Below are 15,088 nucleotides of genomic sequence, written 5' to 3'. Positions count from 1 at the left end.
ACCGCTCCGCACCGGGCGCGCCATCCTTCCGTGCGCCCCCCGTCCGCCTCCCGCGCCGCGGCACGGCGCCCGGCATCCTGAAGTGGGACGCTCGTCGCCGTTCCGAAATCGGGGGTTCATCTTTGACATGGGGACACGGGTATCGCCGCTGAGGAAGACCGGTGAGCGGCTGCGGTCGTGGTGCGACCGCGGCCGGCGCCGGGAGGAGCTGGTGCTCCAGCTGGCCGGCCAGCTCGCCAGGGTGGCCGAGGAGATGCACCGCTCGAACGTCGTCCAGGCCCAGCGGGTGGCGCTGGAGCAGATGGACCGCGCCATCGACGACCCCACGCTGGCCGCGGCGCTGTCCACGCTGCCCAGCCTGACGGTCCAGAAGCGACGGCAGATGCTCTTCGTGAACCGGGAGTACGCCGTGGTGCTGCTGGCCCACCGGGTCGGCATGCTGTCGTGGGAGGAGACGCTGGGCCAGCTCAGGGTGCTGTGCCGCAACGACCTGTTCCGCGAGTACTGGGGACGCACGGTGGACCACCGTCGCAGCTACCCCGAGTCGTCACTGGAGGGCCGCGCGGGGCAGATGGTCGACGCGATGCTGGAGGAGCTGGCCGAGGAGCCCGAGGAGTGGTGGGTCGTGGGCTCGCAGGACATGCCGCAGACCTGACGGGGCCGGCGCGTACGCCGAATTACTGATTCTGCCGATGCCGGGGTCACCTTCAGTGACCAATCGCCGGTGGTGGCGTTGGGTGACGGGGGCGGCTTCTTCCCGCCCTCGCTTCGCGATGGCGGTGCTCGGCGCCGCCTTCCGCTGAGGGGGCGGCAGGCGGGGGCTCCTCCGTCGGCGCTTGTTCCTCCCCGCTCTGTGGAGAGGACGAAGTTGAAGATTCACCACCGTCTGGGAGACGCCCCCCGGGTACGGGGCTGCGTGACGGGTGAAGGGTGCCCTGACGTGTTCCAGCTGACCGACGGGGACTTCGCGGTGATCGGCGCCGTCGTCGACGCCGCGCTGCCGCCGGGCGTCGCGCTCGGCCCCGGCCGCCGGCTCGTCGTGGTGGACCGCGACACCCTGATCCGGGCCAGGCGTGACATCCCCGACGCCTGAGCCCGGCCGGGCGTGAGGGAGGGGCCGGGCCCACCGCAGACGGTGGGCCCGGCCCCTCCCGGTCGCGGGCCGGCGCGGCGCGGGGTGCTCAGCCGACCACGGTCCAGGTGTCGCCGCCCGCCAGCAGCGCGCCCAGGTCGCCCTTGCCGTTCTGCTCGACGGCGGAGTCCAGCTGATCGGCCATCTGCGTGTCGTAGACGGGCCGTTCGACACTGCGCAGGACGCCGATCGGGGTGTGGTGCAGGGTGTCCGGGTCGGCCAGCCGGGAGAGCGCGAAGGCCGTGGTCGGGGACGCGGCATGGGCGTCGTGGACCAGGATGTCGGCGCGGTTGGCGTCCGTGACCGGGACCACGGCGAGGTCCCCGGTGGCGGGGTCGCGCACGACGCCCTTGGAGCCGTCCGCACCGAAGGTGATCGGCGCGCCGTGCTCCAGGCGGATGACCGCCTCCTCCGCCTGCTGCTTGTCCTTCAGCACCTCGAAGGCGCCGTCGTTGAAGATGTTGCAGTTCTGGTAGATCTCGACGAGCGCCGTGCCCTGGTGGTCGGCGGCCGCGCGCAGCACCGAGGTCAGGTGCTTGCGGTCGGAGTCCACCGTGCGGGCCACGAAGGACGCCTCGGCGCCGATCGCCAGGGAGACCGGGTTGAACGGCGCGTCCAGCGAGCCCATCGGCGTCGACTTGGTGATCTTGCCGACCTCGGAGGTGGGCGAGTACTGGCCCTTGGTGAGGCCGTAGATCCGGTTGTTGAAGAGCAGGATCTTCAGGTTCACGTTGCGCCGCAGCGCGTGGATCAGGTGGTTGCCGCCGATGGAGAGGGCGTCGCCGTCACCGGTGACCACCCAGACCGACAGATCGCGCCGGGAGGAGGCCAGGCCGGTCGCGATGGCCGGGGCGCGGCCGTGGATGGAGTGCATCCCGTACGTGTTCATGTAGTACGGGAAGCGGGAGGAGCAGCCGATGCCGGAGACGAAGACGACGTTCTCCTTCGCCAGGCCCAGCTCGGGCATGAAGCCCTGGACGGCGGCGAGGATCGCGTAGTCGCCGCAGCCGGGGCACCAGCGCACCTCCTGGTCGGACTTGAAGTCCTTCATGGACTGCTTGGCCTCGGCCTTGGGGACGAGGGACAGCAGTGTCCGGGCGACGTCCTCCCCGGCTCCCGCCGTGGACTCGCTGGTCTGCGTATCAGCCATCGATGGCCTCCTTGAGAGCTTCGGCGAGCTGCTCAGCCTTGAACGGCATTCCGTTGACCTGGGTGTACGAGGCGGCGTCCACCAGGTACTTCGCCCGGATGAGGGTGGCGAGCTGGCCGAGGTTCATCTCGGGGATCACCACGTGGTCGTAACGCTTCAGGACCTCGCCCAGATTCCGCGGGAACGGGTTGAGGTGGCGCAGGTGGGCCTGGGCGATGTGCTCGCCGGCGGCGCGCAGGCGGCGGACCGCCGCGGTGATCGGGCCGTAGGTCGAACCCCAGCCGAGCACCAGCGTGCGGGCCTCGCCGGCCGGGTCGTCGACCTCGATGTCGGGCACCTCGATGCCGTCGATCTTGGCCTGCCGGGTGCGGACCATGAAGTCGTGGTTGGCCGGATCGTAGGAGATGTTGCCCGTGCCGTCCTGCTTCTCGATGCCGCCGATGCGGTGTTCGAGGCCCGGCGTGCCGGGGATCGCCCACGGGCGGGCCAGCGTCCGCGGGTCGCGCTTGTACGGCCAGAAGACCTCGGTGCCGTCGTCCAGCGTGTGGTTCGGTCCGGACGCGAACTGCACCCGCAGGTCCGGGAGTTCGTCGACCTCGGGGATCCGCCAGGGCTCCGAGCCGTTGGCCAGGTAGCCGTCGGAGAGCAGCAGCACCGGGGTGCGGTAGGTGACCGCGATCCGGGCCGCCTCCAGCGTCGCGTCGAAGCAGTCGGCCGGGGTGCGGGGGGCGACGACCGGGACCGGCGCCTCGCCGTTGCGCCCGTACATCGCCTGGAGGAGGTCGGCCTGCTCGGTCTTGGTGGGCAGCCCGGTGGACGGGCCGCCGCGCTGGATGTCGACGACGAGCAGCGGCAGTTCCAGCGAGACCGCGAGGCCGATCGTCTCCGACTTGAGCGCCACGCCCGGGCCGGACGTCGTCGTCACCGCGAGGCTGCCGCCGAAGGCCGCGCCCAGCGCCGCGCCGATCCCGGCGATCTCGTCCTCCGCCTGGAAGGTGCGCACGCCGAAGTTCTTGTGCTTCGACAGCTCGTGCAGGATGTCGGAGGCCGGGGTGATCGGGTACGAGCCCAGGTACAGCGGCAGATCCGCCTGCCGGGAGGCCGCGATCAGGCCGTAGGACAGCGCCAGGTTCCCGGAGATGTTGCGGTAGGTGCCGACCGGGAAGGCGCTGGTGGCGGGCGCGATCTCGTAGGAGACCGCGAAGTCCTCGGTCGTCTCGCCGAAGTTCCACCCCGCGTGGAAGGCGGCGAGGTTGGCCTTCATGATCTCGGGCTTCCTGGCGAACTTCGCCTTGAGGAACCGCTCCGTGCCCTCGGTCGGCCGGTGGTACATCCACGACAGCAGGCCCAGCGCGAACATGTTCTTGGAGCGCTCCGCCTCCTTGCGGGAGAGGTCGAACTCCTTGAGCGCCTCCACGGTGAGCGTGGTCAGCGGCACCGGATGCACGTGGAAGCCGTCGAGCGAGCCGTCCTCCAGCGGGCTGGCGTCGTAGCCGACCTTCGACATCGCCCGTTTGGTGAACTCGTCCGTGTTGACGATGACCTCGGCGCCGCGCGGCACGTCCCCGATGTTCGCCTTCAGCGCCGCCGGGTTCATCGCCACCAGGACGTCCGGCGCGTCGCCGGGCGTCAGGATGTCGTGGTCGGCGAAGTGCAGCTGGAAGGAGGAGACGCCCGGCAGCGTGCCGGCGGGGGCCCGGATCTCCGCCGGGAAGTTCGGCAGGGTGGAGAGGTCGTTGCCGAACGAGGCGGTCTCGGAGGTGAACCGGTCGCCCGTGAGCTGCATACCGTCACCGGAGTCGCCCGCGAACCGGATGATGACCCGGTCCAGACGCCGTACGTCCTTGCTGGATTCACTCTCAGGTGTGCGCTGCTCCCCGACCACAGCACTGTCGGCCTGCTCGGTTGCGCTACTGACCTGGCTCGTCACTGAACTGGACCTCCCTCGAGGCGGCTGTGCGGGCAGGGCCGTCGCACCGGCCGTCCCCAGGCCCACCCTACGTCTGTAAGGGTCACCTTCCTCTGAGCAATCGCATCCTGGATCGAGAAATGAGCCACTGTCACCGGAGCCGGTATCTGACAGGGTGTCAGGTGATCAGGACTTCAGGTAGGTCAGCACGGCCAGGACCCGGCGGTGATCCCCGTCACTCTGCGACAGGCCCAGCTTCAGGAAGATGTTGCTGACGTGCTTCTCGACCGCGCCGTCGCTCACCACGAGCTGGCGGGCGACCGCCGAGTTCGTCCGGCCCTCCGCCATCAGCCCGAGGACCTCGCGCTCGCGCGGCGTCAGGTTCGCCAGGACGTCCTGCTTGCGGCTGCGGCCGAGCAGCTGGGCGACGACCTCCGGGTCCAGCGCGGTGCCGCCCTCGGCGACCCGCACGACCGCGTCCACGAACTCCCGGACCTCCGCGACCCGGTCCTTCAGCAGATAGCCCACCCCGCGGCTGGATCCGGCCAGCAGCTCGGTGGCGTACTGCTCCTCCACGTACTGCGACAGCACCAGGACCCCCAGCTCGGGGAATCTGGCGCGCAGCTTGACCGCCGCGCGCACGCCCTCGTCGGTGTGCGTCGGCGGCATCCGCACGTCCGCGACGACAACGTCCGGAAGCTGCGCCTGCTCGCCCAGCTCGACGATGGTCTTGACCAGTGCCTCGCCGTCGCCCACACCGGCGACGACGTCGAGTCCGCGGTCGGTCAGCAGCCGGGTCAGCCCCTCCCTGAGCAGCACTGAATCCTCGGCGATGACCACCCGCACCCTGTCCTCCACGATTTCCGGCCCCCCAGCGCCCCGGGACACCTGTCACCGGGGCAGTCATGAACAGGACCAGCATCGCAGGAACCGGGGGCGCACGGCACCGGTTACGCGCGCCGCCACGGCAGCTCGGCGGTCACCCGGGTCGGCCCGGCCGGCGGCGAGTCGACCAGGAGGATCCCGTCGACCGCGTCGAGCCGCTCGGCCAGCCCCGCGAGGCCCGAACCGGCGCCGGCCGCCGCGCCGCCCACGCCGTCGTCCTGCACCTGGAGCATCAGCCGCTCGCCGCTGCGCCACACGTCGACCGTCGCCCGGGTCGCCCGGCTGTGCTTGCTGACGTTCTGGAGCAGCTCCGAGACGGTGAAGTAGGCGATGCCCTCGATGGCGGCCGCCGGACGCTCCCCGAGGTCCACGTCCACGGCCACCGGCACGGTGCAGCGCGAGGCGACGGAGGACAGGGCCGCGTCCAGGCCGCGGTCGGTGAGGACCGCCGGGTGGATGCCGCGGGCCAGGTCGCGCAGCTCCTGGAGCGCGGTCTTCACCTCGCCGTGCGCCTCGTCGACCATCCGCGCGGCGGCCGCCGGGTCCTCGGCGAGCTTCTCCTTCGCCAGGCCCAGCTCCATGGCGAGACCGACCAGGCGGGCCTGCGCGCCGTCGTGCAGGTCGCGCTCGATGCGGCGCAGGTCGGCGGCGGCCGTGTCGACGACGACGCCCCGGTCCGACTCCAGCTCCACCACGCGGGTGGCGAGCCGCGAGGGGCCGAGCAGCCCGCCGACCATCAGCCGGTCCACCGTCGTCAGGCCCCGCAGGATCCACGGCGTCGCCAGCACCACGAGCAGACCGGCCAGCGAGGTGACCGCGATCTCGAAGGGGTTGTCCAGGAACACGGAGTGGTGGTCGTCGCCGTAGAGCTGGAGACCGGCCTGGCCCGCGTACATCGGGAAGATCCACCGCCACAGCGGGTACGTGAACAGCGCCCAGCCCGTCGTCCAGAACGTCAGCGCCACCGAGAACGCGAAGGTCGCCCACGGGAAGTGCAGCACGCCGTACAGCAGGTGCCGCCAGGAGACGCCGCTCTTGAGCGTCGCGCCCATCCAGGCCAGGGGGCCGCCGCCCCGGCGCGTGCGCACCGGCTCCGGCGTGCCCACGTCCAGGCCGAGCAGGCCGCGCGCCCGGGCCCGCTCCAGCGCGCCGAAGCCGCGTGCCCCGGCGAGGGCGGCCGCGAGGACCGGCACCCCGATGAAGGTGATCAGCAGGCTCACGCCCACCGACGTCATCGTCACCGCCCAGACGAAGAAGGCGATGCTGATCGGCAGGGACAGCATCTGGTACCAGAACTCCCGCCAGGTCCGGCCCTCGACGGGGGCGCGCAGCCAGGCCGGGAGCCGGTTCAGGCCGCGCCCGGGGCTGCCGCCGCCCGCGTACCGGCCCGCGGAGGAGCGGGGAGGGCGGTCGGCCGCGAACCCGGGCTCGTCGCGGTGGTCGCGGTATCCGTACTGCTGCGTGGCCATCGGGTGCCGTCCGTTTCTGCCGCGGTCTGTCCGGCGGCCGGCGGGGTGCCGCCGACCGGGTGAGGTTCTGCTTCCAGGGTGCGCGCCGGGCGGGGGGCCGGGCCATGCGGCGGGTCGGCGTCTTCGACCGGGGGTTTTCCCTACCCCCGGCGGTCCCGGGGGTCCCGGGGGCGGTGGCGGCCCCGGGGCGGGGGCTAGTCCTGGCCGGGGCCCGAGCGGTCGCGCCAGGGCAGCTCGGCCGTCACCGTCGTACCGGCGCCCTCCGGCGAGTCCACGACGAACAGCCCGTCCACCGCGCCCAGCCGCTCCGCGAGCCCGGACATGCCGGTGCCCTTGTCGAGGCCGGCGCCGCCCACCCCGTCGTCCTGCACCTGGATCAGCAGCCGGTCGCCGCTGCGCCACACGTCCACGCTGGCCTGCGTGGCCCGGCTGTGCTTGCTGACGTTCTGGAGCAGCTCCGAGACGGTGAAGTAGGCGATGCCCTCGATCGCCTCGGCGGGCCGGGCCGGCAGCTCGGCCGTCACCTTCACCGGCACGGTGCAGCGCGAGGCGACGGAGGACAGGGCCGCGTCCAGGCCGCGGTCGGTGAGGACCGCCGGGTGGATGCCGCGGGCCAGGTCGCGCAGCTCCTGGAGAGCGAGCTTCACCTCGCCGTGCGCCTCGTCGACCATCGCGGCCACCGTCTCGTCGGCCCGGCCCTCCAGCAGCTTCTCCTTGGCCAGGCCCAGGCCCATCGCCAGGTTCACCAGGCGGGCCTGCGCGCCGTCGTGCAGGTCGCGCTCGATGCGGCGCAGGTCGGCGGCGGCCGTGTCGACCACGACGCCCCGGTCCGACTCCAGCTCGGCGATCCGCTGCTCCAGCTCGTCCGACGGCGACAGCAGCGCGCGGACCATGGCCCGGTCCGCGTTGGCCAGGCCCCGCGCGAGGAACGGCAGCACCGGCCACAGCACCAGCAGCGACGGCAGCATCAGCGCGAACGTCAGCACGCTCCACGGCAGCCGGATCACCTCGTACAGCACGGCCCGCCAGCCCACCGGGTCCTTCAGGCCGTTCCACAGCCAGGCGAAGAAACCGCCCGCGCCCCGCACCGGCAGCGGGCTCGGCTCGTCGATCCGCACGCCGAGCAGCGCCCGGGCCCGGGCGCGCTCCGCCCGTGCCAGCAGCCGCGCGCCGCGCAGCCCGGCGGCGATCAGCGGCAGCCCGATCACCGTCACCGTCAGCCCGGCGCCGAGCGACAGCATCGTCACGGCGTACACGAAGCCGAGGACGGCCAGCGGGAAACTGCTCAGGAGATACGCGATCTCCTTCCAGGTGTGCCGGTCGAAGGCGAAACGGGCCGGCGGCAGCACGGGACGGTCGTCGTCGCATCCGTCGCCGCGGTCTTCGCCGGGGCCGCCGTCCGTGACGTCGGGGACGTGGAGTGGGTCGGTCATAGCCGAAAGAGTGCCCTGTGGCCGACGGGCCGCGCCATGAGGCGGACTGCCCAGGACGAACGGGGGATAACCCCACCCCGCCGTCCCCTCCGGTGACACCGGACTGCTTACCGTCCCTTTAACAGGCCCTAGACTCCGTGTCCGTACAGATCGTCGAACACGAACCAACAACGAACACGCGAGGGGCGCTGAGACGTGACCGTCATCGCGGCGGACTACTTCCGCTCGTACTCGGTGGTCGGGCTGCTCGCCGTCGTCGGCGTGCTCTTCGTCGCCGTCGCCTTCGGCGCGGGCCGGCTGCTGCGGCCCGTGGTGCCGACGCCGGAGAAACTCCTCACGTACGAGTGCGGGGTCGATCCCGTCGGCGAGGGCTGGGCCCACACCCAGGTCCGCTACTACGTGTACGCGTTCCTCTACGTGATCTTCGCCGTCGACTCGATCTTCCTCTTCCCCTGGGCCACGGTCTTCGCCGCACCGGGCTTCGGCGCGGCGACCCTGGCCGAGATGTTCATCTTCCTCGGCTTCCTGGCCGTGGGGCTGCTGTACGCATACAAGAAGGGCGTCCTTACGTGGGCGTGAATGACGTGGGCGTGAGTGACGTGGGCGTGAGTGACGTGGACGTGAGTGATGTGACCCCGTCGGAGCCGGTGCCGCTGCCCGACCCCCTGGGCCCGAAGAAGCTGGGCGTGCTCTCGCGGCTCGCCCCCGAGCCGATGAAGGTGGTCCTCAACTGGGGCCGCCGCTACAGCCTGTGGGTCTTCAACTTCGGGCTCGCCTGCTGCGCCATCGAGTTCATCGCCGCGTCCATGGCCCGGCACGACTTCATCCGGCTCGGCGTCATCCCCTTCGCGCCGGGCCCGCGCCAGGCGGACCTGATGGTCGTCTCCGGCACGGTCACGGACAAGATGGCGCCCGCCGTGAAGCGCCTGTACGAACAGATGCCCGAGCCCAAGTACGTCATCTCCTTCGGCGCCTGCTCCAACTGCGGCGGACCGTACTGGGACTCGTACTCGGTGACGAAGGGCGTCGACCAGATCATCCCCGTCGACGTGTACGTGCCCGGCTGCCCGCCCCGGCCCGAGGCGCTGCTCCAGGGCATCCTCAAGCTCCAGGAGAAGATCGCTCGCGAGTCGCTCGGGGAGCGGTACACCTCCGCCGACGCCGCCGCGGGCCGCCCCTCGGCCGCCGCGCTGAGCAGCGGCCTCGTCGAGCCGCCGAAGCCGGGGGAGGGCCGATGAGCGCCGGGCCGCCGAGCGCGGGCTGGCTGCCGGGGACGGTCGAGGAGCTGTTCGGCGCGGGGGCCGCGGCCGAGGAGGCGTACGACCTGCTGACCGTCGACGTCCCGGCCGAGGAGTGGACCACCGCTCTGGAGACGGCCCGTACGCGTCTGGGGTGCACGTACTTCGACTGGCTGAGCGCGGTGGACGAGCCCGGCGCCGGGTTCCGCGTCTGCGCGCACGTCGCGGCCGTCGCGCCCGGTTCCGTACGCCGTCTGCTGCTGCGCACGACCGTGCCGCACGCGGCGCCGGTGCTCGCCTCCGCGGTCGGCGTGTACGCGGGCGCCGCCTGGCACGAGCGCGAGACGCACGAGATGTTCGGCGTCGGCTTCACCGGTCACCCCGGCCTCGATCCGCTGCTGCTGCCCGACGGCTTCGAAGGGCATCCGCTGCGCAAGGACTTCGTGCTCGCCGCCCGGGTCGCCAAGGCGTGGCCGGGGGCCAAGGAGCCGGGGGAGGGGGCCGGGCACGGCGGGCCCAAGCGCCGCCAGATGCTCCCGCCGGGCGTGCCCGACCCGAACGAATGGGGTCCGCTGAAGGGCCAGTTGCCCCCGGCTCCGGCACGTCCCGCGCGGCGGGCTGCGGGGGCGGGTGCCGCCGGTGCGGGTGCGGGTGCGGGTGCCGGTGCCGGTGCCGGTGCCGGTGCCGGTGGCGCGGGGCGGGCGGCGGCCGGGGAGCGGCCGGCGCGGCGCACACGGTCGGCGAGCCAGGGGTCGGCCAGCCAGGCGGCTGCCGCTCCGGACGCGCCCGCGGCTCCGGACGCGCCTGCTGCTGGTCCGGGTGCGGCCGCCGAAGAGCGTCCCGCGCGTCCGGCCCGCCGCGCCCGCAGCGTCTCGGAGGGGTCGGCGAGCCAGCGGCCCGGGCCCGGGGCTACGCCGGGGGCCGAGCCGGGCGCGGAGCCGGGTGCCGGGTCACCGGCCGGGTCAACGACCGGCCCGGCGGCGAAACCCCGTACGAGCGACGCCCCCTGGCACCACGCCAAGCCCGCCTTCGACGAGGACCCGAAACCGGCCGCACCGCCGGAGCCGACCGCGTCGCCTGAGCCGGCCGCTTCGCCTGAGCCGACCGTGTCGCCGGAGCCGGCCTCACCGGCACCGGCACCGGAACCGGACCCCGCACCGGAACCGGACCCCGCACCGGAACCGGCTCCCGCACCGGACCCGGCTCCCGAGAAGGCCACCCCCGACGAGCCCGGAACCACCGAAGGAGGCACGCAGTGAACGACGCTCTCGACGTCGCCCTGCGCCTCGTCGTCGTCTTCGTCGCCTTCCTGGTGCTGCCCCTGGTCGTCGGCCAGACCGAGCACAAGGTCATGGCCCACATGCAGGGCCGGCTCGGCCCGATGTACGCGGGCGGCTTCCACGGCTGGGCCCAGCTCGTCGCCGACGGAGTGAAGTTCGCGCAGAAGGAGGACGTGGTCCCGGCCGCCGCCGACCGCCGCGTCTTCCAGCTGGCCCCCGCCGTCGCCCTGCTGCCCTACCTCCTCGTGCTGCTGGCGATCCCGGTCGGCCCGGGCGACGGCGCGGTCGGCCAGGTCATCGACGCGGGCATCTTCTTCGTGCTCGCGGTGATGGGCGTCGGCGTCCTCGGCGCGCTGATGGCGGGCTGGGCCAGCGCCAACAAGTTCTCCCTCCTCGGCGGCCTGCGCACGGCCGCGCAACTGCTCGCGTACGAACTGCCGATGCTGCTCGCCGCGGCGTCCGTGGCCATGGCCGCCGGAACGGTCTCGCTGCCCGGCATCCTCGACGCCTTCGAGTGGTGGTGGCTGCCCTGGCAGATCGTCGGCGCCCTCGTCTTCTTCGTGGCGGGCCTCGCCGAACTCCAGCGGCCCCCCTTCGACATGCCCGTCGCCGACTCCGAGATCATCTTCGGCGCGTACACCGAGTACACGGGCCTGCGCTTCGCCCTGTTCCTGCTCGCCGAGTATGCGGGCATCGTCGTCCTGTGCGGCCTGACCACCGTCCTCTTCCTGGGCGGCTGGCACGGCCCGTGGGGCGCCGACGGCCTCGGCTGGGTCTGGACGCTGCTCAAGACGGCCGTCCTCGCCTTCGTCGTGATCTGGCTGCGCGTCTCGTACCCGCGCCTGCGCGAGGACCAGTTGCAGAAGCTCGCCTGGACCACGCTCGTCCCCCTCGCCCTCGCGCAGATCGCGCTCACCGGAATCGTGAAGGTGGCGATCGCCTGATGCCCCCGATCCCTGGCAGCGGCCTGGCCAAGGGCCTCGCCGTCACCCTGCGCACGATGACGAAGAAGACCGTCACCGCGCAGTACCCGGACACCCAGCCCGAACTCCCGCCCCGCACCCGAGGCGTGATCGGCCTGTTCGAGGAGAACTGCACGGTCTGCATGCTGTGCGCCCGCGAGTGCCCGGACTGGTGCATCTACATCGACTCCCACAAGGAGACGGTGCCGCCCGCCGTCGAGGGCGGCCGCGAGCGCTCCCGCAACGTCCTCGACCGCTTCGCCATCGACTTCTCCCTCTGCATGTACTGCGGTATCTGCATCGAGGTCTGCCCGTTCGACGCGCTGTTCTGGTCCCCGGAGTTCGAGTACGCCGAGACCGACATCCACGAACTCACCCACGAGCGCGACAAGCTCCGCGAGTGGATGTGGACCGTGCCGGCCCCGCCCGCCCTCGACCCCGCGGCCGAGGAACCCAAGGAACTCGCCGCGGCCCGCAAGACGGCAGAGAAACTGGCTGCTCAGGCCCAGGCGGACCGGACGGATCCCGCCGCGACCGGAGAGGAGTCCGCCGGATGAGCGCCGCCGCATGGCAGGCCACGGCCGCCGCACACCCCGGCTTCCTGTCCCCGACCGGCGTCGAGATCGCCTTCCTCCTCGTCGGCCTGGTCACCTTCGGCGCCGCCGTCGCCACCGTCACCACCAAGCAGCTGGTGCACGCCGCCCTGTGGCTGGTCGTCGCCCTCGGCGGCCTCGCCGTCGAATACCTCCTGCTCACCGCCGAGTTCATCGCGTGGGTGCAGGTGCTGATCTACGTGGGTTCCGTCGTCGTCCTCCTGCTGTTCGGACTGATGCTGACCCGGGCGCCCATCGGCCGCTCACCCGACGCCGACAACGCGCACCGCTGGGCCGCCCTGACCGTCGCCGCTGCCGCGGCCGCCGCACTGGTCTGGGTCGTCGCCGACGCCTTCCGCGCGACCTGGATCGACCTGGACCACGGCGCCGCCCAGAGCAACACGGCGGTCACCGGCTCGGTCCTCTTCCGGCACTGGGTGCTGCCCTTCGAGGCCCTGTCCGTCCTGCTGCTCGCGGCACTGGTCGGCGCGATCGTCCTGTCCCGCAAGCAGCACGCCGACACCGGCGCGGCCCCCGCATCCGGCGCGGCCCCCGCATCCGGCGGGCCCGGCGCGCCACGCGCACAGCAGGAGGACAACCGCTGATGCACCTCGTCTACCCGGCCGTCCTCGCCTCCCTCCTCTTCTGCACGGGCCTGTACGGCGTACTGGCCCGCCGCAACGCGATCCTGGTCCTGATGTCCGTCGAGCTGATGCTCAACGCCGTCAACCTGAACCTCGTCGCCTTCGACGTCTGGCTGCGCGACACCCTGCACGCCGGCCAGGCCCTGACCCTGTTCACCATCGCCGTCGCCGCCGCCGAGATCGGCATCGGCCTCGCCATCGTCCTGGCCGTCCACCGCAACCGCGGCACCTCGGACATCGACAGGCTCCGCGACGCCGCCGAGCCCCGCGACCCGGACGACGACCCGCGAGACCCGCACGACCCGTCCGCGGCGCGGACCGGCGAGCCCGGCGCCGACGAGAAGGCAGAGGCCACCGCGTGACCACCACGACCCTCGCCGTCCTCGTCCCCCTCCTGCCGTTCCTCGGCGCCGTCGCCGGGCTGCTGCTCGGCCGCACGGCGCCCGCGTTCGTCCGCCCGCTGGCCGTGCTGCCGACACTCGCCGCGCTGATCCTGGCCGCCGTGGTCGCGGGCCGGCAGGGCGGCGGCTCCGGCAGCGGCACCACGGCCCTCGACGCGCACACCGAACTCACCCCGACCGGCTCCGTGCCGATCGAACTCGCCCTGCACATCGACGGCTTCGCCGCCCTCGTCGCCGTCCTGGTCGGCCTGGTCGCGACCTGCGTCCAGCTGTACTCGACGGGCTATCTGCGCGACGACCCGCGCTACCCCAGCTACGCCGCGATCGTCTCCCTGTTCACCTCCGCCATGCTGCTCGTCGTCTACTCGGGCGACCTGATGGTGCTGCTGGTCGGCTGGGAGGTCATGGGCATCTGCTCCTACTTCCTCGTCGGCCACTACTGGGAGACCCCCGAGGCGCGCGCCGCCTCCCTCAAGGCCTTCCTCGTCACGAAACTCGGCGACGTCCCCTTCCTCATCGGCCTGTTCGCGCTCGCCACGGACGCCGGCTCGTTCCGCATCACGACGATCCTGGGCAAGGTCACCAGCGCGGGCGGCCTCGACCACCCCACCCTGATCGCCCTGCTGCTCCTCGCCGGAGTGGCGGGCAAGTCCGCGCAGTTCCCGCTGCACACCTGGCTGCCCGACGCGATGGCGGGCCCCACGCCCGTCTCCGCGCTGATCCACGCCGCGACGATGGTCGCCGCCGGTGTCTACTTCGTCGCCCGCCTCCTCCCGGTCTTCGCCGCCTCCGGGGCGGCCCTGGTCGTGCTCGCGGCGATGGCCGGCGTCACCATGCTCGGCTCGGCGCTCGCCGCGCTCGCCCAGGACGACATCAAGCGCGTCCTCGCCTACTCGACGATCGGGCAGCTCGGCTACATGACCGGCGCCCTCGCCGTCGGCGACCGCGGGGCCGCCGTCTTCCACCTCCTCACGCACGGCGCCTTCAAGGCGCTGCTGTTCCTCGCGGCGGGCGCGGTCATCCACGCCGCCGGCACCAACTCACTGGCCGCGATGTCCCGCATGGGCAACCTGCGGGCCCGCGTCCCCGACGCCTTCTGGACGATGACCGTGGCGCTGCTCGCGCTCGCCGCGATCCCGCCCTTCAGCGGCTTCTTCTCCAAGGAAGCCGTCCTCGGCGCCGCCGAGCACACCGCCACCGGCGACGCCGTCGGCGGCCCGTCGATCCCCGCCGCGTCCGGCTGGATCGTGCTCGTCGCGGGGCTGTTCACGGCCCTGCTCACCGCCGCCTACGCGACCCGCCTGTGGCTGCTGGCCTTCAACGGCCGCGGCCCCGAGGCCCCCCGCCACGGCAAGCAGCCCGTCGCGATGAGCGCCGTGCTGTGGATCCTGGCCATCCCCTCCTTCGCCCTCGGCCTGTCCTTCCTGCGGCTGCCCGACTGGTTCGACGGCCACTCGCTCGCCCCGACGCTGACCACCTCGGTCCTCGGCACGGGCTTCGCCCTCGTCGGCGGCCTGGTCACCTACGCGGCCTGGCGGCACACCACCGCGTCGGCCGCCCGCTCCGCCGTCCCGATCGGCGCCGTCGCGATCGACACCGAGCAGGGCGACGGCGGGCTCGTCGAGGCCGAGGCCATCGCCAGCCACACCCCGGTCTACGGCGATGTCGCGAGCGCCCCCGACCCGGCCGACCCCGGCCGACTGCTACTGGGCCCGCTGCACCGGCACGCCGCCGTCGGCTTCCACCTGGACGCGCTCTACGCGGCGCTCTTCGTCCGCCCCGTCCGGGCCGGCGCCACCCTGGTCGCCTTCCTGGACCGCACGGTCGTCGACACCTACGTACGCGGCGCGGCCATGACCCCCGGACTCCTGGGCCGGGCCGTGCGCCGCGCCCAGACCGGAAACGTCCAGACCTACCTCAGCGCACTGCTCGCAGGCACCGTCGTCCTGGTGGTCGCCGTCGTCCTCGTCGCCACCGCCGGAGCGTGAGCAG

At 72.7% G+C, this 15,088-nt stretch carries 15 protein-coding genes; 10 read left to right on the top strand and 5 right to left on the bottom strand.

The genetic code is table 11. The features are described 5' to 3' along the window. Positions 1–127: 127 nt before the first annotated feature. Together ACIP5K_RS03870 and ACIP5K_RS03865 are read left to right on the top strand one after the other, a co-directional pair. Entirely contained in the window at positions 128–655 is a 528-nt protein-coding gene (locus ACIP5K_RS03870) for a DUF6082 family protein (RefSeq protein ID WP_401404588.1), read from the top strand. A 285-nt stretch (positions 656–940) separates the two neighbouring features. Continuing rightward, entirely contained in the window at positions 941–1,093 is a 153-nt protein-coding gene (locus tag ACIP5K_RS03865) for a hypothetical protein (protein ID WP_401404586.1), read from the top strand. An 88-nt stretch (positions 1,094–1,181) separates the two neighbouring features. Here the strand turns inward: ACIP5K_RS03865 and ACIP5K_RS03860 are convergent, their stop codons facing one another. The 5 genes from ACIP5K_RS03860 to ACIP5K_RS03840 form a co-directional block, all read right to left on the bottom strand. After that, the gene (locus tag ACIP5K_RS03860) at positions 1,182–2,282 is read right to left on the bottom strand and encodes a 2-oxoacid:ferredoxin oxidoreductase subunit beta (protein WP_401404584.1); all 1,101 of its coding nucleotides are present in this window, start codon (positions 2,280–2,282) and stop codon (positions 1,182–1,184) included. After that, the gene (locus ACIP5K_RS03855; protein WP_401404582.1) at positions 2,275–4,212 is read right to left on the bottom strand and encodes a 2-oxoacid:acceptor oxidoreductase subunit alpha; all 1,938 of its coding nucleotides are present in this window, start codon (positions 4,210–4,212) and stop codon (positions 2,275–2,277) included. Before ACIP5K_RS03855 ends, ACIP5K_RS03860 begins: the two co-directional genes overlap by 8 nt. Before the next feature lie 165 nt (positions 4,213–4,377). Continuing rightward, entirely contained in the window at positions 4,378–5,037 is a 660-nt protein-coding gene (locus ACIP5K_RS03850; RefSeq protein ID WP_401405266.1) for a response regulator, read from the bottom strand. A gap of 104 nt (positions 5,038–5,141) precedes the next feature. Then, positions 5,142–6,545 carry a sensor histidine kinase gene (locus ACIP5K_RS03845; RefSeq protein ID WP_401404580.1) on the bottom strand — a complete coding sequence of 468 codons (1,404 nt, stop codon included), beginning with the start codon at positions 6,543–6,545 and terminating at the stop codon, positions 5,142–5,144. 194 nt (positions 6,546–6,739) lie between these two features. Next, positions 6,740–7,978, bottom strand: coding sequence for a sensor histidine kinase (locus tag ACIP5K_RS03840; RefSeq protein WP_401404578.1), 1,239 nt, complete (start codon positions 7,976–7,978; stop codon positions 6,740–6,742). Positions 7,979–8,173: 195 nt separating this feature from the next. Between ACIP5K_RS03840 and ACIP5K_RS03835 the strand changes: the two genes are divergently transcribed. Genes ACIP5K_RS03835 through ACIP5K_RS03800 form a run of 8 tightly spaced genes read left to right on the top strand, consistent with a single transcriptional unit; the run spans position 8,174 to position 15,084 of the window. Then, positions 8,174–8,557, top strand: coding sequence for an NADH-quinone oxidoreductase subunit A (locus ACIP5K_RS03835; RefSeq protein ID WP_401404576.1), 384 nt, complete (start codon positions 8,174–8,176; stop codon positions 8,555–8,557). A gap of 41 nt (positions 8,558–8,598) precedes the next feature. Further along, entirely contained in the window at positions 8,599–9,216 is a 618-nt protein-coding gene (locus ACIP5K_RS03830; protein WP_401404574.1) for an NADH-quinone oxidoreductase subunit B, read from the top strand. Next, a complete protein-coding gene (locus ACIP5K_RS03825; protein ID WP_401404572.1) occupies positions 9,213–10,475 on the top strand; it encodes an NADH-quinone oxidoreductase subunit C in 1,263 nt (420 codons plus the stop codon). Before ACIP5K_RS03830 ends, ACIP5K_RS03825 begins: the two co-directional genes overlap by 4 nt. After that, positions 10,472–11,440, top strand: a complete 969-nt coding sequence (locus tag ACIP5K_RS03820) for an NADH-quinone oxidoreductase subunit H (RefSeq protein WP_401404569.1) — start codon at positions 10,472–10,474, stop codon at positions 11,438–11,440. The genes ACIP5K_RS03825 and ACIP5K_RS03820 overlap by 4 nt, the downstream gene beginning before the upstream one ends. Further along, entirely contained in the window at positions 11,440–12,015 is a 576-nt protein-coding gene (locus tag ACIP5K_RS03815; protein ID WP_401404567.1) for a NuoI/complex I 23 kDa subunit family protein, read from the top strand. Before ACIP5K_RS03820 ends, ACIP5K_RS03815 begins: the two co-directional genes overlap by 1 nt. Beyond that, on the top strand, positions 12,012–12,656 hold the full coding sequence (locus ACIP5K_RS03810) for an NADH-quinone oxidoreductase subunit J (protein WP_401404565.1): 645 nt from the start codon (positions 12,012–12,014) through the stop codon (positions 12,654–12,656). Before ACIP5K_RS03815 ends, ACIP5K_RS03810 begins: the two co-directional genes overlap by 4 nt. After that, on the top strand, positions 12,656–13,057 hold the full coding sequence (gene nuoK, locus ACIP5K_RS03805) for an NADH-quinone oxidoreductase subunit NuoK (protein ID WP_401404563.1): 402 nt from the start codon (positions 12,656–12,658) through the stop codon (positions 13,055–13,057). Before ACIP5K_RS03810 ends, nuoK begins: the two co-directional genes overlap by 1 nt. Further along, positions 13,054–15,084: an NADH-quinone oxidoreductase subunit L gene (locus ACIP5K_RS03800; protein ID WP_401404561.1), complete on the top strand. Its 2,031-nt coding sequence runs from the start codon at positions 13,054–13,056 to the stop codon at positions 15,082–15,084. Before nuoK ends, ACIP5K_RS03800 begins: the two co-directional genes overlap by 4 nt. Positions 15,085–15,088 lie beyond the last annotated feature (4 nt).

Origin of the sequence: Streptomyces sp. NPDC088785 (assembly GCF_044750685.1) — a bacterium.
Taxonomy (GTDB): domain Bacteria; phylum Actinomycetota; class Actinomycetes; order Streptomycetales; family Streptomycetaceae; genus Streptomyces.
This window is presented reverse-complemented; position numbering and strand designations above follow the sequence as displayed.